Source organism: Lentzea sp. NPDC059081 (genome assembly GCF_042738015.1).
Taxonomy (GTDB): domain Bacteria; phylum Actinomycetota; class Actinomycetes; order Mycobacteriales; family Pseudonocardiaceae; genus Lentzea.
Window position 1 is genome coordinate 1 of sequence record NZ_JBHYGW010000028.1, and the last position, 17,548, is coordinate 17,548.

Genomic DNA, 17,548 nt, shown 5'->3' on the forward strand with positions numbered 1-17,548 from the left:
GGCGTGCCATCAACCCGCTAACGGCGCTGGGCGGTCTTTGATCAGTTGGCGGGGTCCGGGGCAGAGCCCCGCGCCCGAAACAGGAACCCGAACGCCAAACAGCACCCACCCCAACCCACGCGACCCAAAAGATCCGCGAGAACCCCAGCGCTACGACACCACAACACCCGCAGCGAGCAGCTCCTCCACAGCGGCATCACGAGTGGTCACGGCCACCGCCGCCGTGAGATCCACCAGCACCCGAGTGCGGAACCCGTTGCGGTGCGCGTCCAGAGCCGTGGCCCGCACGCAGTGGTCGGTCGCGATGCCCACGACGTCCACTTCGGTCACACCCTTGGTCGTCAGCCAGCCCGCGAGGTCGTTCTCCGCCTCGAAACCCGAGTAGGCGGCGGCGAACCGGCCCTTCGAGAAGACCTGCTCGATGCCGGACACGTCGAGCTCCGGGTGGAACGACGCGCCGGGCGAGCCCGCCACGCAGTGCACCGGCCACGAGTCGATGAAGTCCGGCGTCAGCGAGAAGTGGTCGCCGGGGTCGACGTGGTAGTCCCGCGTCGCCACCACGTGGTCGTACGCCGACGCGGCGATGTGCCGCGAGATGGCGGCCGCGACGGCGGCGCCACCCGCGACGGCCAGGGAACCGCCTTCGCAGAAGTCGTTCTGCACGTCGACGACGATCAACGCCTTGGTCATGTCAGCCTTCCAGGTAGATCGTCGGGATCGCGGGCTCGCCGCGCGAGAGCTTGAGACCTTCCCACGGCACGCTCACCAGAGCCGCGCGCAAGCGTTCGCGGCTCTGCTCCAGGGTCGGAACCTCGTCGGTCGTGCGGCCGTCGCGCATCAGCGGGAGCTGCACGAGCCGGTCGTGCTCGGCCAGCTCCGGCTCGGACGAGGCCTGGAACACGACCTCCTCGATGGCCGTGCCGGTGTCCTTGTGGCGGCGCAACGCCTTCTTCCAGCCGCCGCGCGACTGCTTCGAGGTGCTGCGCTTCTCGACGTGCCTGCCGTCGACCTCGACCAGCTTGTAGACCATGCCCGCGGTCGGGGCGCCGGAGCCGGTCACGACCGACGTGCCCACGCCGTACGCGTCCACGGGCTCCGCGCGCAGGGCGGCGATGGCGTACTCGTCGAGGTCGCTCGACACGACGATCCGGGTGTTCTTCGCGCCCAGCGAGTCGAGCTGGTCGCGGGCCTGCCTGGCCATCACGCCGAGGTCGCCGGAGTCGATCCGGATCGCGCCGAGCTCGGGGCCCGCGACCGCGACGGCCTTCTTGATGCCCTCGGAGATGTCGTAGGTGTCGACCAGCAACGTCGTGCCGACGCCCAGCGCCTCGATCTGGCTGCGGAAGGCCTCTTCCTCGGTGTCGTGCAGCAACGTGAACGCATGCGCGCACGTGCCGGCCGTGGGGATGCCGTGCCTGCGGCCCGCTTCGAGGTTGGAGGTCGCGTGGAAGCCCGCCAGGTAGGCCGCGCGGGCGCACGCCACGGCGGCTTCCTCGTGCGTGCGGCGGGATCCCATCTCGATCATGTGCCGGCCGTTCGCGGCGCTCACCATGCGGGCGGCGGCGGACGCGATGGCGCTGTCGTGGTTGAGGATCGAGAGCGCGAGCGTCTCCAGCACAACCCCCTCCGCGAAGGACGCCCTGACCGTCAGCACCGGGGATCCGGGGAAGTAGAGCTCGCCCTCGGGGTACCCGTCGATCTCCCCGGAGAACCGGTAGTTCGCGAGCCATTCCAAAGTCGAATCGTCGACCACGGCGTTGCGGCGCAGCTGGTCGATCTCCTCCTCGCCGAAGCGGAACTCCTCGATCGCTTCGAGCAGCCGGTTCACCCCGGCGACGACGCCGTAGCGGCGGCCGTCGGGCAGTCTGCGGGCGAAGACCTCGAACACGCACGGACGGTCACCGGTACCGTCACGCAGCGCGGCCGCGAGCATCGTGAGCTCGTAGTGGTCTGTCAGCAACGCCGTCGAGTTCATGGTCACCAACCCTAAGGTCGCATCCGGTTTAGTCGCATGCGGTCTCCGCCACTGCGGCGAACATGACACCATTGGCGGTATGACCACGCCCGTCGAACAGGAACGGACGCAGCCAGAGGCCGTCGGCGCGGAGATCGCCGCGGAGGACCGGCCCTGGCAGACCGTGGTCTGGAACGACCCGGTCAACCTCATGTCGTACGTGACGTACGTGTTCCAGAAGTTGTTCGGCTTCAGCAGGGACAAGGCGACCAAGCTGATGCTCGACGTGCACCACAAGGGCAAGGCGATCGTGACATCGGGCACCAAGGACAAGGTGGAGGCCGACGTGGCGAAGCTCCACGCGGCAGGGCTCTGGGCGACCATGCAGCGGGCCTCGTGAAGCGGTGGATCCGCGACGGTGACGTCGTCGTCGGCCGTCTCGACCAGCAGGAGGCCGCGGTCGTGCGCGGTCTGGTCAGCCAGATCCAGGACATGCTGCTGGCCCGCGCCGAGGAGGCGCCGCAGGACGAGCTCGCCGAGCTGACGGGCATCAGAACAGGCCCGTCGGAGGCTCCGGACGACCCCATCCTCGGCCGGTTGCTGCCCGACTTCCACCGGCTCGACGACGACGCGCCCGACCCGGACGAGGTGAACTCGGCGGCGGCGTTGCGCTCCCTGCACGAGCCGGAGCTGCTCGACCACAAGACCGGCGCGGCCGAGACCGTGCTGCAGACCTGCTCGCCCGACGGCGGTGAGATCCGGCTCTCCATCGGTGAGGCCGAGGCGTGGCTCGCGTCGCTCAACGACGTGCGGCTGGCCCTCGGGACGGCGCTGGACGTGACGGAGGACATGCCGGACGAGCTGCCGCCGGAGGACCCGCGCTCGCCGCACCTCGGCGTCTACCACTGGCTGACCTGGGTGCAGGACACCCTGGTCGAGGCGATGATGCCGTGATCCCCGGCGTGCTCGTCGGGCACCACCACCGCGTCGAACCCGGTTGGGCGACCGGGACGACCGTGGTGCTCGTGCCCGCCGGGGCCGTCGGCGCCGTCGACGGCCGTGGCGGTGCGCCCGGCACCAGGGAGACCGACCTGCTGGATCCGTCGAACCTGGTTCAGCAGGTGCACGCGGTGTGCTTGAGCGGCGGCTCCGCCTACGGGCTCGCCGCGGCCGACGGCGTGATGCGCTGGCTGTCCGAACGCTCGATCGGGTTCCGGGTCGGCGCCGAGCCGCACCACGTCGTGCCGATCGTGCCGGGTGCCGTGATCTTCGACCTGCCGATGTCCGAGTGGGGCAACCGGCCGGACGCGTCGTTCGGCCACGCGGCCTGCGAGGCGGCCGCCGAGGAGTTCGAGCTGGGCTGCGTCGGCGCGGGTGCCGGTGCGCGCGTCGGGTCGTTGAAGGGCGGTGTCGGCGTCGCCTCGACGACGGTCGGTGCGCACCAGGTCGGCGCGCTGGCCGTGGTGAACGCGGCCGGTGAGGTGGTCGACCGCGCGTCCGGCCTGCCGTGGCTGCCGTCGCTGGGCACCACCGCCGTCGCGCTGCCCGAACGCAAGCCGGACGGCCTCAACACCACGATCGGGGTCGTCGCGGTGGACGCGGAGCTGTCCAAAGCGGAGTGTCAGCGGCTCGCGATGGCCGCGCAGGACGGCCTCGCCCGCGCGGTGCGACCAGCGCACTCGATGTTCGACGGCGACACGGTGTTCGCGTTGGCCACGGGTGCGGTGCCGCTGGCCGAGCCGCGCGCGTTCGCGTTGGACGCTTTGTGCACGGCCGCTGCCGACATGTTCGCCGAGGCCGTGGTGTCCGGTGTGCGCGAGGCGACGACGTTGAACGGTGTGACCGCATTCCGCGACCTCTGAGCGGGTAGTCCTCCGGCATGGCCGATGTCATCGATCAAGCAGCAGGAGTCGTCACCGAGCTCGCCCCGCCCGGTGCGGCGCGCGAGATCCCCGGCAGGGAGCTGGCGGTGGTCGCACCCGCCGGGCTCTTCGTCGCGTCGTTCCTCGTGCCGCCGGGGTTCGGGAAGGTGCTGATGAAGCTCGGCGTGGCCGTCACGCCCCTGGCCGCGTGGGCGGAGCTGGCCGCGTGGCGCGGCCTCGACCAGGCACAACGGCGGCGCGGAGTGGCGTTGCTGGGCCTCTACCTCGTGGTGGTGCTCAGCAGGCGTCGATGAACGCCTTGAAGCTGTCGACGTTGCGCTCGACCTGCTCGCGCAGCGTCCTCTCCACCACCTTCCTGCCGAGCTTGAGCAGCCCGGACAGCTCGAACTCGTTGTCGCAGACCAGCAGGGTGTGCTGGTCGTCGACGACCGAGTACCGGTTGGTGATGGTGTGCACCATCCCGGTCGTCGCGTAGCGGGAGATCCGCTCGTCGGCGGTCGCGGACAGCACCGTCTCCTCGAGCGTGAACTTGCGGTACTCGAGCGTCGCGGTCGAGCCGGCGGCACCGGGCGTGTCGCCGTGCTGGGTGATGCTGACGAGGTCCGGCTGCCAGTGGTGCAGGTGGCCGGGGTCGGACGTGAGCACGCGGACCCGGTCGATGGGCTTGTCGAGCACGACTTCCTTGGTGAACCTCATCCGAGCACCTCTTCCCAGGCGTCGCTGATCTGCTGCGCCTGGACACCCGCCGCGACCAGGTCCTCGTGGGACGCGGTGGCGATCCAGTCCTGCGCGGCGCCGTCGGGCAGGCTGCCGTCGAGGAACTTCTCCAGCGCGTTCAGGCCCATCTCCCAGCCCGCGCCGAGGCCCCACGTCGTCGGCGAGGCGTTCGGGATGAGCTCGCCGGGCACGGGGGAGTGCGAGAGCGTCAGGACGGTGGAGTCGCCCTGGTCTTCGAGCGCGACGAGCACCTCCGTGACGCCGCCGCCCATCTCCCAGGTCAGGCCGATCTCGCGGGGCCGGTCACAGCGGACGATCTCGCCGCCCGCGTTGCCCTCCAGCTGGTAGCGGCCGCCGACCCGCAGGTCGCCCGTGATCGGCAGGAACCACCTGACCAGGCGTTCCGGGGTGGTGATGGCGTCCCAGACGTCCTCCCGCCCCGCCTTGTAGTGCCGCCGGACGACGAGCTTGCCGTCCTCGAAGCTGCGATCAGTCACCCTCTGCCTCCAGCCTGCGTTCCCGTTTGCCGCGCGCCAGCTCGGTCGCGAGCGCGTCGAGGTGCGGTTCCCAGAACCGCCGGAAGTGGTCGAGCCACGCGTCGACCTCCCGCAACGGGTCGGGCGCCACCGCGTAGACCCGCCGGGTGCCCTCCGGCCTGACCTGGACGAACCCGGCCGAGCGCAACACCTTCAGGTGCTGCGACACGGCGGACTGCGTGATCCCGAACTCCTCCTGGACCGCCGCGCCGACGTCACCCGCCGCCCGCTCGCCGGTCGCGAGCAGCTCGAGGATCCGCCGGCGCACCGGGTCGCCGAGTACGTCGAACGCGTGCACGGCGGCCACTGTAGTAGTCGTCCCTAATATAAGCCAGATCTAAATCAAGCAGGGTGACGTGGGTATCTCGCATACCGAGACAACTCCTGCCAGCCCGTAGGATTGAGCGCGTGCTGGTGATTCGCCGTGACCTGGTGGACGCGATGGTGGCCCACGCGCGCCGCGACCATCCCGACGAGGCGTGCGGGGTGATCGCCGGGCCGTACGGGTCCGACCGTCCCGAGCGGTTCGTCGAGATGGAGAACGCGGAGCGGTCGCCCACGTTCTACCGGTTCGACGCCGCCGAGCAGCTCAAGGTGTGGCGCGAGATGGACGCGAACGACGAGGTGCCGGTGGTCATCTACCACTCGCACACCGCGACGGAGGCGTACCCGTCCCGCACCGACATCTCGTTCGCGGGCGAGCCGGAGGCCCACTACGTGCTGGTCTCGACGCGTGACCCGATCGAGCACGAGCTGCGGTCGTACCGCATCGTCGACGGTGTCGTGACCGAGGAACCGGTCAAGATCATCGAATCCTGAGTTACGTTTCTGCGGAGGTAGAACCATCATGGCCGTCACCGTGTCGATCCCGACCATCCTGCGCACCCACACCGGGGGCGAGAAGTCGGTGTCCGCCACCGGCACGACGCTCGCCGAGGTCATCGACGACCTGGAGAACAACCACGGCGGCCTCAAGGCCCGCCTGGTCAAGGAGGGTGCGCTGCACCGCTTCGTCAACGTCTACGTCAACGACGAGGACGTGCGCTTCGCCGGCGGCCTCACCGCTCCGGTGAAGGACGGCGACAACGTCACCATCCTCCCGGCCGTCGCGGGCGGCTGATCTCCCCATGGCCCGCTACGACTCGCTCCTGGACGCGCTCGGCGGCACCCCGCTGGTGGGCCTGCCGCGGCTGTCGCCGTCCGAGAACGTGCGCATCTGGGCGAAGCTCGAGGACCGCAACCCGACCGGCTCGATCAAGGACCGGCCAGCGCTGGCCATGATCGAGGCGGCGGAGCGGGACGGCGTGCTGCGTCCCGGCGCGACGATCCTGGAGCCGACGTCCGGCAACACCGGCATCTCGCTGGCGATGGCCGCGAAGCTCAAGGGCTACGGCCTGGTCTGCGTGATGCCGGAGAACACCTCGACCGAGCGCAAGCAGCTGCTGCAGGCCTACGGCGCCCGGATCGTGTTCTCGCCGGCCGCGGGCGGGTCGAACCAGGCCGTCGCCACGGCCAAGGAGCTCGCCAAGCAGAACCCGGACTGGATCATGCTCTACCAGTACGGCAACCCGGCGAACGCGGAGGCGCACTTCCGCGGCACCGGCCCGGAGATCCTGGCCGACCTGCCCACGTTGACGCACTTCGTGGCCGGGCTGGGCACCACCGGCACGCTGGTCGGGGTGGGGCGGTACCTGCGCTCGGCGAAGCCCGACGTGCAGATCATCGCCGCCGAACCCCGCTACGGCGAGCTGGTCTACGGGCTGAGGAACCTCGACGAGGGCTTCGTGCCGGAGCTCTACGACGAGTCGGTGCTGACCGGCCGCTACTCGGTCGGCTCGTACGACGCGCTGCGCCGCACCCGGCAGCTGCTGGAGACCGAGGGCATCTTCGCGGGCATCTCGACGGGCGCGATCCTGCACGCGGCGCTGGCCGTGGCGCAGAAGGCGGAGGTCGCGGGCAAGACCGCGGACATCGTGTTCGTGGTGGCGGACGCGGGGTGGAAGTACCTGTCGACCGGGGCTTACGCGGGGACGTTGGACGAGGCCGCCGCGAAGCTGGACGGGCACCTCTGGGCTTAGCCCGACGATCTTGTCGGGGGTGCCGAGTACGTTGTGACGCAGGGGTTCCCGGCTCGGGGGGACGCCTGCGTCAGCGTGCGCACGGGCCGTTCACACGGGCGCGGCTCAGCTCGGCGGCGAGACACCGGGCGGCTGCTTCCGGCTGGGGCTCGGGCTTCCGGCTGGGCACCGGGGCGGTGGCCTTCGGCTCGGTTCCCCTGCTGGGCCGGCCACGTCGGCCACACCGCGTGGCGGACTCGCGGTTCCCGCGAACGGCTCGCCGACGCCCTTGGCCGATCCCCGACGCCTACCCCACCGCCGACCCCGCCGAACGCAGCCGCCCCCGGCGTCAGCCCGCGAACGCGACGCCCGGCAGCCCGGTCCCCACCCCGGGCAGCACCAGCACCGACCCGTTCAGCTCCCGCTCCGCCAACGCCTGGTCCGACAACCCGACCCGAGCCGACGTGACGTACAGGTCCGTGAAGTCCTGCCCGCCGAAGCAGCAGGCCGTCGGGTTGTCCACCGGCAGCGCGATCTCCCGGTCCAGCTCCCCGGCCGGCGTGTAGCGGCGCACCGCCCGGCCGCCCCACAGCGCGACCCACACGCACCCGTCGGCGTCGACGCACAGCCCGTCCGGCCAGCCGTCGGTGTTGCCGACGTGCGCGAACGGGCGGCGGCGAGCGATGGTGCCGGAGTCGTTGTCGAAGTCCAGGACGTCGATGCGGCGGGTCGGGGTGTCGATGAAGTACATGAGCGACGCGTCGGGACTCCAGCCGACGCCGTTGCTCGTGTTCACCTCGTCGACCATGACCTTCGCGGCGCCGTCGCCGGTGACCCGCGCGAGCCAGCCCTCGTCCGCCGCCTGGTCGTAGCGCATCGTGCCGGCCCACAGGCGACCCGAGGGGTCGATGCCCGCGTCGTTGCCGCGCACGCCGTCGCGGGCCCAGTAGACGAGCCAGCTCTTGTTGCCGTCTCGGTCGATCAGCGCGATGCCGTCGCGCAGGTTGCAGACGATGCCGCCGTGCGCGCGTGGCTTGGCAGCGCCCACGTGCTGGGGCACGGAGAGCACCGCGTCGTCGTCTCTCGCGGGCGCGTAGCGGTGCACCTCGGAGGCGAGGATGTCCACCCACAGCAACGTGGAGCTGCTGTGGTCCCACGTGGGGCCCTCGCCGAGCTGGGCCGATGCGCGCACCGCTACTTCAATCGACACCTGATCAGCTTATGTCCACGTACTCTGGACTTGTGGACCGCACTGCCGCCCTCGCGAAACGGGTCATCCCGCCGCACCCCGTGCTGTCGCTGCTCGTCGTGGCCGGGTTCGTCGGCTTCCTCTACGTCGTCGAGGCGTTCGACGTCGCCACCGGTGGCTCGCTCGAGGACGACGGCGTGCGGCCGCGCGACTTCAGCGAGTGGGACAACCTGCTGTGGATGCCCCTGATCCACGGCGACTGGAGCCACCTCACCGGCAACGCGGTTCCGTTGCTGCTGCTCGGTTTCCTCGCGAGCTCGGGTGGGCTCAAGCAGTTCTTCCAGGTTACCGCCGTCATCTGGCTGACGTCCGCGCTCGGCGTGTGGGTGTTCGGCAGCCCCGGCAGCCACATCGGCGCGTCCGGGCTCGTGTTCGGGTTCCTCGCCTTCCTGCTCGTGCGCGGGCTGTTCGCGCGCTCGTGGCTGCAGCTCGTCATCGCGGTCGGCGTGTTCGCGTTGTACGGGGCCGCTTTGTGGGGTGTCCTGCCCGGACAGCCGGGTGTGTCGTGGGAAGGCCACCTGTTCGGCGCAATCGGTGGAGTAATGGCGGCGTGGGGTGTCTCGCGCGACAACCGCAGGACCAGCTCACCGGCTACATTCACGGCGTGACGATCGGGATCATGGACTCGGGCGTCGGAGGCCTCACGGTCGCCCGCGCGATCATGGACCAGTTGCCGGGCGAGTCGATCCACTACATCGGCGACACGGCGAACGGTCCCTACGGGCCGCTGCCGATCGCGCAGGCCCGCAAGCACGCGCTGGAGGTCTGCGACCGGCTCGTCGACGAAGGCTCGAAGATGCTCGTCATCGCGTGCAACACCGCGTCCGCCGCCTGTTTCCGCGACGCCCGCGAACGCTACGACGTGCCCGTGGTCGAGGTGATCCTCCCCGCGGTGCGGCGTGCGGTGATGACGACGCGCAGCGGGCGCATCGGCGTGATCGCCACGGTAGGCACGATCAACTCGCACGCCTACCAGGACGCGTTCCAGGCGGCGCGCGACGCGACGGTGACGGCGGCGGCGTGTCCCCGGTTCGTCGACTTCGTCGAGCGCGGCATCACCTCGGGACGGCAGGTGCTCGGACTGGCCCAGGCCTACCTGGAGCCGTTGCAGCGCGCCGACGTCGACACGGTCGTGCTCGGCTGCACGCACTACCCGCTGCTCACCGGCGTGATCCAGATCGTCATGGGCGAGCACGTGACGCTGGTGTCGAGCGCAGAGGAGACGGTCAAGGACGTCGTGCGGCTGCTGACCGAACGCGACGAGTTCGCGTCGGAACCGCCGGTGCACCGCATCACGTGCACCGGGCCGCCGGAGCGGTTCGCGAAGCTCGCCGCCCGGTTCCTGCCGACCTTCGAACAGTGGGGCTGACGTGCTGCTGACCGTGCTCGGCTGCTCCGGCAGCATTCCCGGACCCGGCGCGGCGGCGTCGGGATACCTCCTGGAGGCCGACGGGTTCACGTTGGCGCTGGAGTTCGGCAACGGGGTGCTGTCGCGGTTCCAGGAAGAACGCCCGCTGTTCTCGATGGACGCCCTGCTGCTCTCGCACCTGCACCCGGACCACTGCATCGACGTGTCGTCGTTGTACGTGGCGCGCAAGTACCACCCGACGCCGCCGGAACAGCCGCTACCGGTCTACGCGCCCGCCGAGGCGCCTTCGCGGTTCGTCGCCGGCTACGCGCCCGATGCCGCCGAACGGTCGTCATTGGACTTCAGCGACGTCTTCTCCTTCCACCCGCTCGGCGCCCCGGTCCACATCGGACCGTTCATCGTGGAGCCCGCCCTGGTGGCACACCCCTGTGAGGCCTACGGGTTCCGCATCTCGCACGGCGGAGTGTCCCTCGCCTACACCGGCGACAGCGGGCCCTGCGAGGCGCTCGACTCCCTGGCGTCCGGCGTGGACGTGCTGCTGAGCGAGGCGAGCTGGACGCACACCCCGCAGCGCCAGCCGGACCTGCACCTGTCCGGGCGGCAGGCGGGCGAGCTGGCGGCCCGCGCGGGCGTCGGACGGTTGCTGATCACGCACGTACCGCCGTGGACGTCGCGCGAGGACGTGCTGAAGGAGGCCGAGTCGGCCTTCGACGGACCGTGTGAGCTGGTCGTAGAGGGCGGCCGGTACGAGGTGGTGGGGGAGCGGACATGATCAACGTGGAGCGCGTCGGCGAGCACGAGTTCGTCGCGAAGAACGACAGAGGCGCGTCGGTGCGCATCGGCCGCAAGGGCCAGGAGGGTTCGTTCAGCCCGGTGGAGCTGCTGGTGGCGGCCGCCGCCGGCTGCGCGCTCGTGACGTCCGAGACACTCGTGCTGCGCCGAACAGGCACGGACGAGCTCTCCGCGACCGCGGACGCCGTCCAGTCCGAGAGCGGCAACGAGGTGATCTCCATCCCGGTGACGCTCTCGTACGACCTGTCCGGCGTGGACGACCCGGAAGCGCTCGAAACCGTCGTCCGGCGCGCCGTGGAGCAGTTCTGCACGGTCACGCGGACGTTGAAGCAGTCGGCGACGGCGCCGCTTCAGCTCCCCGTGCCCCTCCAGACGGCCCCGGACCCGCTGTGACCGGTGCGCACGGTCTGCACGGTCGCCCCGACCGCGAGCAGCACCACCAGCACGGACACCACGACTGAGATCACCCGCCACGTCTTCGTGGTGGGTGCGTCGGCCTGCCGCTCCCTGTCCGCGAGCCGCCCCGCGACCAGCAGCGCGATCACCGCGACCCCGAACCCGAGTGCGATGGGCAACAGCAGGTCGCCGAGCTCGGCGTGCGCCTGGATGGCGGGGTTCTGCACGCCGTTCTTCTCGAGCGCGCTCATCAGGTCCTCACCGGCCTGCTTGGCGGCGGGAACAGCGGCGACACCGGCCAGCGTGACCCCGAGAACAGGCCACGCGTACCTGCGCCGCCAGCTCGGGACCAGCGCGATCGCGACCGCGCTGAGCGCCGCGAGGGGCAACAGCACGACCACCGCGTGCACCAGCAACGGGTGAAGCGGAATACCGTCGATCGTCAGCATGTCTCTCCCTACGCCATGGCGCTCCGCAGGGTTCATTAGGGTAGGCCCCGTGGTGCGAAGCGATGGCCGATACGACGACGTGTTGCGTGACATCCGAATCACGCGTGGATACCAGACCTGGCCGGCGGGCTCGGTCCTGATCGAGTTCGGGAACACCCGCGTCCTGTGCGCGGCGAGTGTCACCGAAGGCGTCCCCCGCTGGCGCCAGGGCTCCGGCCTCGGCTGGGTGACCGCCGAGTACGCGATGCTCCCGTCCGCCACCCACTCGCGCAGCGACCGCGAGTCGGTGAAGGGCAGGATCGGCGGCAGGACGCACGAGATCTCCCGCCTGATCGGCCGCTCGCTGCGCGCCTGCATCGACCTCGCCGCTCTCGGCGAGAACACCATCGTCATCGACTGCGACGTGATCCAGGCAGACGGCGGCACCCGCACCGCGGCGATCACCGGCGCCTACGTGGCCCTGGCCGACGCCGTGACGTACCTGGGCGCCGCCGGCCGCCTGGCCGACCCCTCCCCGCTCTCGTGCGCCGTGTCCGCCGTCTCGGTGGGCGTGGTCGACGGCCGCGTCCGCCTGGACCTGCCGTACGAGGAGGACTCACGCGCCGAGGTCGACATGAACGTCGTCGCCACCGACGCGGGCACGCTGATCGAGGTCCAGGGCACCGGCGAGGGCGCCACCTTTGCGCGCTCCACTTTGGACCGGATGCTGGACATCGCCCTGCAGGGGTGCGCCGAGCTGAACCGGATCCAGGCCCGCGCGTTGGCCGAGCCCTATCCGGGTGTGCTGCCGGAGCCGAAGTCGGGTGGCAAGCGATGAAGCTCCTGCTGGCTTCGCGCAACGCCAAGAAGCTTCGTGAGTTGCAGCGGATCGTCGTCGCCGAAGGGTTGGCGGGGATCGAGGTGCTGTCTTTGTCGGACGTGCCGTCGTTTCCGGAGGCTCCCGAGACCGCGCCGGACTTCGAGGGCAACGCGCTGGCCAAGGCTCGTGACGCCGCTGCTGCTACCGGACTCGTGTCGGTCGCGGACGACTCCGGGCTTGCCGTCGACGAGCTGAACGGCATGCCGGGAGTGCTGTCCGCCCGGTGGTCCGGCCGCCACGGCGACGACGACGCGAACCTCGACCTGTTGCTGGGCCAGCTCGGCGACGTGCCGGACGAACGCCGTGGTGCGGCGTTCGTGTCGGTGGTGGCTCTTGTTGTTCCTGGCGGCGAAGAGGTCGTGGTTCGCGGTGAGTGGCGTGGCTCGTTGCTGCGGGCTCGGCGGGGGACCGGTGGCTTCGGCTACGACCCGATCTTCGTGCCCGAGGGGTTCGAGATCACCTCGGCTGAGATGACGGCTGAGGAGAAGGACGCGGAGTCGCACCGGGGGCGGGCGTTGAAGCTGCTGGTCCCGTACCTGCGCAAGCTGGGCTAACCGATCCACTCGATGCGCACATCGGGGCCGAGACTATCGACTCCGATGTGCGTGTTGAGTCGATGCAATCTCAGTCTCAGCTGTCTTCCCTTGAGCGGCCGCAGGTCGATCGGCCTGCTCGAGTTGCCGATGAAGATCGAATGCAAGTGCGGCAGCGGAGGAAGTGCGTCCAAGTTCGTCCACCGGCTGCAAGTGAGCCGACGCAAGCGGGACACTTCTGTGATCACGTTCAAATCGCAGCTGTCCGCCACCGGGCTCAAATAGAGGTGCCGGAGCGTTCGGCCGCGTAAGAATTCCAGATTCGTCCACGGCTCTTGTTGATACAGGCCCAGTGACCGCGCGATTGGAGGCAGGCGTTCGAGGTTCACGAACCTCCTGGCGCCCAGAAGAAACACCTGGCGTGGCGTTGTCTCGCTGAGCGGGCTGACGTCCGCCTCTCCTTCCACCACTGCGTCGAGATCGCGAAGTCCTGTCGTCCACCGGATGAATCTCAGATCCGATTGCATTTCGTGTCGTGGCAGGACCGCGTCGGTGCTCACCAGGTGCTGAAGTCGTGGCAGATGGGGGAGTTGGCGTGCGGACTTGATTACGGCTCGGCCGCGAACAAGGGGTGCATCGGCCAGCACTTCTTCCGCGTAGATCTTGGGGTCGAAATGCTGCCATGCGTCGAGTAATTCTCTCTGTACGCAGGTTCGGCTATCACGTGCGTAGCCGGCCAGGCGTGCCATCGACTCAGGCGAACCAACCAGCCCACTGCTGCGAACCGTTGCGCTCGCCGCAGCATCAGACAGACCTGATAGGTCGCCGGGAAGGTAGCGGAGCACGCGAGGACCGATGGTGGCCAGAGACGCCGTCTCCTTGGTACTGCGCGGCGGTACCAACCGGCCCCTGATCATCGAGTCGACGCGCTCGTGGATTCCCGGGTCGATGTCCTTGATGGTTTCGAGGCATGCGGCGGCGAGCAGCCGTAACCGACGGCTGTGCCGTCGTTCCCGGTCGGCTCGGTCGAGCACCTTGGTCAGCAGATCGCTCACATCTGCCCGCCGGCCGTGGCCGCAGGCGAGCACGATCGTCTCGGCCCAGGAGTCGAGGTGGGCGTGGGAGACCAACGTGTCGACGTGGTCGTCCTCCATCGCCTCCTCGCCGGCGAGGTACTCCTGGAACGTCCGGTGCACGAAGTCGACGCGTCCCAGCACGGGTTCGCGGATGACGCCGCTGCGTTCCAGCAGGTGTGTGACGATCGCGTCCGGTTCTCCGTCGACGTTGGGCATCGAGCGAATCTTCCGGGCGACGTGCTCGTGGACTTTCGCAGTCGGCAGCTGGCTGCGGCCGCCGAGGGTGAGTCGCCAAGCCAGGTCGCGCAGCAGGACGGTCTTGTCGGAAGCGGTGAGGAACCGGGCGATTCCGCGTTCCGCGTCACGCAGGTCCAAGAGCATGGTGAGCGCCGCGGAGTAGAGCTCCATGCGGTTGTGCGGGAGTTCGGAGACGCGACCCAGGTTCAGCGCGCACAACATGGCGCACAGCAGCGGCGATGAGGCCAGGGCACGGAGGTGTTCGCGGCTGTCGAGTTGGCGGACGAGCCGTCGTTGCGCTTCGTCCGGGGCTTCGGCGGCCTCGTGCCAGCGCTGGATGAACGCTTTCACGTCGGTCGAGCTCATCTGTTCGAGCACCACCGACGAGAACCGCTGTTCCTCCAACCACTTCTCGTCTGCGGCCGACGGTCGGGCGGTGACCACGAAACGCGTGTCGGGGAAGGCGTTGACGAGTTCGCGCAGCCATTCTCGAACCTTGTGGCGTTTTGGCGGAGGGACCTCGTCGACGCCGTCGACGAGCACTAGTCCGCGGCCCTGCTGGAGCACGCGGTGGGCCCAGCCGGTCGGCATGAGTCCGGCGAGCGGCCCGGTCACGAACGCTTCTGGTTGTGGCAGAGGGGAGTCGGCGTAGGAGCGCAGTCTGATCGGGAACGGGACGAGTCCGTTCCACGGCTGCAAGTCGTCGACGAAACCGTTGCGGGCAGCGGTGATGGCCAGCCAGTCGAGAAGGGTGGTCTTGCCCGATCCGGCTTCACCGCGGATGAAGGTGCGGTTGTCGAGCGCGGACTCCACTCGGACGCCGGAGTGCGTGCGGTCGTCGGTTTCGCCGAACCATTCCCGTTGTCGTCGTTGGGATCCCGACACGGTCAGGCTCAGGTAGGCGACGCTCAACGCCAGACGCGGCCGGTCTCGCATGGAGAGGCCGAGTAGTTCCAGGCGGTCCAGGTTCGCGGCGATGTAGCGCAGGTACTCGTCGCGGAACTCGTCGTCGTTGTCCGTGCCCGCGGGTGCGTACAAAGACGTGCGGGGAAGGCGAGACAGGACGTCTTCCAACAGCGCGGTCTGGGCGGTGGCGCGGGAGAGCACCTCGGCCAGAGCACGCGGTTGGAACGACGGCAGGTGCCTGATGATCTGCACCAGGTAGCGGCACGACTGGTCCAAAGCGATGTCGTAGCAGCGGCCGAGGTTCTGGCGCGGCAACGAGCGGCGGATGCGTTGGGCCAGGACTTCGGGGTCGGCGTCGTCGGCCAGCAGGGCAGCGTCGGACAGGTCGACGGAGGCCAGCGCTTCCGCGACCGCGGTCAGGGCGTCGTCGTTGTCGGGGAAGCGTTCCAGGACGGCTTCCAGCTGTTCGGTCACCTGGTGGCCGATGTGCTGGATCAGGGTGTCGAGCTTGGCTCGTTGGGTGGGCTTGGCGAGTTCCGTCGCGGCCAACTCCGTCAGGGACAGAGTGCGGTCGTCGGACTGGGCGGCCAGCCACTCGGTGGCTGCGCGCAGAGCTACGGACTGGCCCAGGCGGTTGACGGCGGCGATTTCTAAGCCCACCCAAACGAGATTAGACGGCGGTGTGGGCGTGGGAGGCCACCGACACGACGCACACGCCCGCCGCGATCAGGGCCATGCCGGACAGCATGGCGAGGTTCAGCGGGTCGGCGAACAGGACGCGGCTCGTGATGGCCACCAGGGCGATGCCGGCGCCTGCCCAGATCGCGTAGGTGATGGCGACGGGCAGGCCCATTCTGATCACTTGCGATTCCAGGTACAGCGCGGTGAGGAAGCCGGCGGCCAGGCCGGCCACGGGCCACGGTTTTGTGAAGCCCTCGGAGTACTTCAGACAAAGGGTCGCGAAAACTTCCGCGCCCACGGCGAGGGTGAGCAGGATCCACTTCAGCATTGAATTTTCCCAGCACGAAATGCACGCAGCGCTTGGCATGCGTGTATGACTACGAACGGTGGACTTGGGCAGAACGCCCTGGTCAGCCGCCTCGCGTGGGGAAGTGGACGCGCAAGACGAAATCAGACGGGATGTCGGGACCGCTGGGTGCCGTCAAGCGACACACGGTGTATCACCCTCACCGGAACAAGGGGCGGCATTGTGCTCGCCCTGCCCTCGACCATACCCGAAGAAGAGGCCGTCGCCGCAAGTTCTGCGGCGACGGCCTCGGATTTCACGCGAAAGATCGTGCTAGGCGGGGAGTTCGCGCAGCAGTTTGGCCACGTGGCCGGTGGCGCGGACGTTGTACATGGCTTTGACGATCTTGCCGTCGGGGCCGACGAGGAACGTCGAGCGGATGACGCCCTGGACCGTCTTGCCGTAGTTCTGCTTCTCGCCGAAGGCGCCCCACTCGGTCAGGACCTTCTTGTCCGGATCGCCGAGCAGCGGGAAGTTCAGGCCCTCGGTGTCGCGGAACTTGGCGAGCTTCTCCTGCTTGTCGGGCGAGATGCCGACGACCTCGTAGCCCGAGTCGGCCAGGACGCCGAGGTTGTCGCGGAAGTCGCAGGCCTGCTTGGTGCAGCCGGGCGTGCTCGCGGCCGGGTAGAAGTACACGACCACGGACTTGCCGAGGTAGTCGGACAGGGACACCGGCTTGCCCTCGCTGTCGGGCAGCGTGAACGCGGGCGCGGTGTCTCCAGGTTCGAGACGACTGGTCATGCCCGGAAGACTATTCCCGGTTCTAGGCGTTGCCCTCGAAGACCGTGGGCGCGTCCTGGCCCTGTCCGCCCGGCTGGATGGTCAGCTGCATCTGCGCGGGGCTCTCGGACACGGCGAACGCCAGCTGGATCTGCGTGTCACGGCCCGGTGGGACCTCCGCCACGGCGGCGGCGAGGCCGTTGAGGCCCTGCACGGAGTCCACCAGCTCGGCGGCGGGGTTGCCGTCGGCTGTGGCGCGCACGGAGAGCTGGGAGGGGCGGTAGGAGGCCTTGGAGCCGTTGTAGACGGTGATCGTGAACACCGCGGTGCGCTTGGCGGGCGGGATCGCCGTCTCGGACGGCGTCAGGGAACGCGGGGCGGACACCACGACCGACAGACCGGAGGCCCACACGCGCTGGGTGCCGAAGGCGGCGGCACGGGACGCGCTGGGCGTCTCGGCTCGCTGTTCCACCGTCAGGTTCTCGTCCGGGGTGACGGCGACGCTGGGGCCCGCACATCCCGCCACGGCCAGCAGCAGGCACAGGCCCGCGGCCGTTTTGGCGAACTTCACGAACTCCCCTTTCCCACCCCGGCGGTGGGTGTGTGCGACTCCCGTCAACTGTGACGGTGCACGTGGGGGTGGGGCGAACGAAAGTGGCCTCTGAAGCGGACCTGGTGCCGGGCCGTGGCCGACTCGTGATGGGCGGCGTGGGCGGCGCCACAGAGTGCGCCGGCCCCACGCCGTCCTGCGATCGAAACCGCTGGGTGAAGCTAGGGAGCGCGTCGGG

24 protein-coding genes are annotated in these 17,548 nt (G+C 69.4%); 13 read left to right on the top strand and 11 right to left on the bottom strand.

Annotation, left to right across the window (positions count from 1 at the left end):
• Window positions 1–150: 150 nt before the first annotated feature.
• Together ACFWV3_RS37415 and ACFWV3_RS37420 are read right to left on the bottom strand one after the other, a co-directional pair.
• Window positions 151–690, bottom strand: a complete 540-nt coding sequence (locus ACFWV3_RS37415) for an isochorismatase family protein (RefSeq protein ID WP_382418658.1) — start codon at window positions 688–690, stop codon at window positions 151–153.
• Between the two features lies 1 nt (window position 691).
• Window positions 692–1,975: a nicotinate phosphoribosyltransferase gene (locus ACFWV3_RS37420; protein ID WP_382418754.1), complete on the bottom strand. Its 1,284-nt coding sequence runs from the start codon at window positions 1,973–1,975 to the stop codon at window positions 692–694.
• A 79-nt stretch (window positions 1,976–2,054) separates the two neighbouring features.
• On the opposite strand from ACFWV3_RS37420, the gene clpS reads away from it, so the two are divergent.
• From clpS to ACFWV3_RS37440, 4 genes are read left to right on the top strand one after another with little or no spacing between them, the layout of a single operon-like run.
• A complete protein-coding gene (clpS, locus tag ACFWV3_RS37425; RefSeq protein ID WP_030469591.1) occupies window positions 2,055–2,354 on the top strand; it encodes an ATP-dependent Clp protease adapter ClpS in 300 nt (99 codons plus the stop codon).
• On the top strand, window positions 2,351–2,908 hold the full coding sequence (locus ACFWV3_RS37430; protein WP_382418659.1) for a DUF2017 domain-containing protein: 558 nt from the start codon (window positions 2,351–2,353) through the stop codon (window positions 2,906–2,908). Before clpS ends, ACFWV3_RS37430 begins: the two co-directional genes overlap by 4 nt.
• Entirely contained in the window at window positions 2,905–3,816 is a 912-nt protein-coding gene (locus ACFWV3_RS37435) for a P1 family peptidase (protein WP_382418660.1), read from the top strand. The genes ACFWV3_RS37430 and ACFWV3_RS37435 overlap by 4 nt, the downstream gene beginning before the upstream one ends.
• Window positions 3,817–3,833: 17 nt before the next feature.
• Window positions 3,834–4,130 carry a hypothetical protein gene (locus ACFWV3_RS37440; protein WP_382418661.1) on the top strand — a complete coding sequence of 99 codons (297 nt, stop codon included), beginning with the start codon at window positions 3,834–3,836 and terminating at the stop codon, window positions 4,128–4,130.
• Here the strand turns inward: ACFWV3_RS37440 and ACFWV3_RS37445 are convergent.
• Genes ACFWV3_RS37445 through ACFWV3_RS37455 form a run of 3 tightly spaced genes read right to left on the bottom strand, consistent with a single transcriptional unit; the run spans window position 4,114 to window position 5,388 of the window.
• Window positions 4,114–4,533, bottom strand: coding sequence for an SRPBCC family protein (locus tag ACFWV3_RS37445; protein ID WP_382418662.1), 420 nt, complete (start codon window positions 4,531–4,533; stop codon window positions 4,114–4,116). The two genes, ACFWV3_RS37440 and ACFWV3_RS37445, sit on opposite strands and share 17 nt — an antisense overlap.
• Complete coding sequence (locus ACFWV3_RS37450; protein ID WP_382418663.1) at window positions 4,530–5,051, bottom strand: SRPBCC family protein; 522 nt, start codon at window positions 5,049–5,051, stop codon at window positions 4,530–4,532. Before ACFWV3_RS37450 ends, ACFWV3_RS37445 begins: the two co-directional genes overlap by 4 nt.
• Window positions 5,044–5,388: an ArsR/SmtB family transcription factor gene (locus ACFWV3_RS37455; protein WP_382418664.1), complete on the bottom strand. Its 345-nt coding sequence runs from the start codon at window positions 5,386–5,388 to the stop codon at window positions 5,044–5,046. Before ACFWV3_RS37455 ends, ACFWV3_RS37450 begins: the two co-directional genes overlap by 8 nt.
• Before the next feature lie 110 nt (window positions 5,389–5,498).
• Here ACFWV3_RS37455 and ACFWV3_RS37460 point away from each other — a divergent pair, with 110 nt between their 5' ends.
• Genes ACFWV3_RS37460 through ACFWV3_RS37470 form a run of 3 tightly spaced genes read left to right on the top strand, consistent with a single transcriptional unit; the run spans window position 5,499 to window position 7,168 of the window.
• A complete protein-coding gene (locus tag ACFWV3_RS37460; protein WP_330852565.1) occupies window positions 5,499–5,909 on the top strand; it encodes a M67 family metallopeptidase in 411 nt (136 codons plus the stop codon).
• Between the two features lie 28 nt (window positions 5,910–5,937).
• Entirely contained in the window at window positions 5,938–6,210 is a 273-nt protein-coding gene (locus tag ACFWV3_RS37465; protein WP_382418665.1) for a MoaD family protein, read from the top strand.
• A 7-nt stretch (window positions 6,211–6,217) separates the two neighbouring features.
• Entirely contained in the window at window positions 6,218–7,168 is a 951-nt protein-coding gene (locus tag ACFWV3_RS37470) for a PLP-dependent cysteine synthase family protein (protein WP_382418666.1), read from the top strand.
• Between the two features lie 328 nt (window positions 7,169–7,496).
• On the opposite strand, the gene ACFWV3_RS37475 is transcribed toward ACFWV3_RS37470, so the two are convergent.
• Window positions 7,497–8,357 (bottom strand): SMP-30/gluconolactonase/LRE family protein, encoded by an 861-nt coding sequence (locus tag ACFWV3_RS37475; protein WP_382418667.1) that lies wholly within the window; start codon window positions 8,355–8,357, stop codon window positions 7,497–7,499.
• 32 nt (window positions 8,358–8,389) lie between these two features.
• Here ACFWV3_RS37475 and ACFWV3_RS37480 point away from each other — a divergent pair, with 32 nt between their 5' ends.
• The 4 genes from ACFWV3_RS37480 to ACFWV3_RS37495 are packed head-to-tail and all read left to right on the top strand — an operon-like array spanning window position 8,390 to window position 10,950.
• Complete coding sequence (locus tag ACFWV3_RS37480; RefSeq protein WP_382418668.1) at window positions 8,390–9,004, top strand: rhomboid family intramembrane serine protease; 615 nt, start codon at window positions 8,390–8,392, stop codon at window positions 9,002–9,004.
• Between the two features lie 11 nt (window positions 9,005–9,015).
• Complete coding sequence (murI, locus tag ACFWV3_RS37485) at window positions 9,016–9,765, top strand: glutamate racemase (RefSeq protein WP_382418755.1); 750 nt, start codon at window positions 9,016–9,018, stop codon at window positions 9,763–9,765.
• A 1-nt stretch (window position 9,766) separates the two neighbouring features.
• On the top strand, window positions 9,767–10,537 hold the full coding sequence (locus tag ACFWV3_RS37490; protein ID WP_382418669.1) for an MBL fold metallo-hydrolase: 771 nt from the start codon (window positions 9,767–9,769) through the stop codon (window positions 10,535–10,537).
• Complete coding sequence (locus ACFWV3_RS37495; protein WP_382418670.1) at window positions 10,534–10,950, top strand: OsmC family protein; 417 nt, start codon at window positions 10,534–10,536, stop codon at window positions 10,948–10,950. Before ACFWV3_RS37490 ends, ACFWV3_RS37495 begins: the two co-directional genes overlap by 4 nt.
• On the opposite strand, the gene ACFWV3_RS37500 is transcribed toward ACFWV3_RS37495, so the two are convergent.
• A complete protein-coding gene (locus ACFWV3_RS37500; protein ID WP_382418671.1) occupies window positions 10,908–11,402 on the bottom strand; it encodes a DUF2231 domain-containing protein in 495 nt (164 codons plus the stop codon). The two genes, ACFWV3_RS37495 and ACFWV3_RS37500, sit on opposite strands and share 43 nt — an antisense overlap.
• Window positions 11,403–11,451: 49 nt before the next feature.
• Here ACFWV3_RS37500 and rph point away from each other — a divergent pair, with 49 nt between their 5' ends.
• The gene (gene rph / locus ACFWV3_RS37505) at window positions 11,452–12,219 is read left to right on the top strand and encodes a ribonuclease PH (RefSeq protein ID WP_382418672.1); all 768 of its coding nucleotides are present in this window, start codon (window positions 11,452–11,454) and stop codon (window positions 12,217–12,219) included.
• On the top strand, window positions 12,216–12,815 hold the full coding sequence (gene rdgB / locus ACFWV3_RS37510) for an RdgB/HAM1 family non-canonical purine NTP pyrophosphatase (protein WP_382418673.1): 600 nt from the start codon (window positions 12,216–12,218) through the stop codon (window positions 12,813–12,815). Before rph ends, rdgB begins: the two co-directional genes overlap by 4 nt.
• Here the strand turns inward: rdgB and ACFWV3_RS37515 are convergent.
• The 4 genes from ACFWV3_RS37515 to ACFWV3_RS37530 all read right to left on the bottom strand — a co-directional run bounded on the left by ACFWV3_RS37515 (window position 12,812) and on the right by ACFWV3_RS37530 (window position 17,331).
• On the bottom strand, window positions 12,812–15,673 hold the full coding sequence (locus ACFWV3_RS37515; RefSeq protein WP_382418674.1) for an NACHT domain-containing protein: 2,862 nt from the start codon (window positions 15,671–15,673) through the stop codon (window positions 12,812–12,814). The two genes, rdgB and ACFWV3_RS37515, sit on opposite strands and share 4 nt — an antisense overlap.
• 10 nt (window positions 15,674–15,683) lie before the next feature.
• The gene (locus ACFWV3_RS37520) at window positions 15,684–16,022 is read right to left on the bottom strand and encodes a DMT family transporter (RefSeq protein WP_382418675.1); all 339 of its coding nucleotides are present in this window, start codon (window positions 16,020–16,022) and stop codon (window positions 15,684–15,686) included.
• A 291-nt stretch (window positions 16,023–16,313) separates the two neighbouring features.
• Window positions 16,314–16,781 carry a thioredoxin-dependent thiol peroxidase gene (gene bcp / locus ACFWV3_RS37525; protein WP_382418676.1) on the bottom strand — a complete coding sequence of 156 codons (468 nt, stop codon included), beginning with the start codon at window positions 16,779–16,781 and terminating at the stop codon, window positions 16,314–16,316.
• Between the two features lie 22 nt (window positions 16,782–16,803).
• Complete coding sequence (locus tag ACFWV3_RS37530; protein WP_382418677.1) at window positions 16,804–17,331, bottom strand: hypothetical protein; 528 nt, start codon at window positions 17,329–17,331, stop codon at window positions 16,804–16,806.
• Window positions 17,332–17,548: the final 217 nt, after the last annotated feature.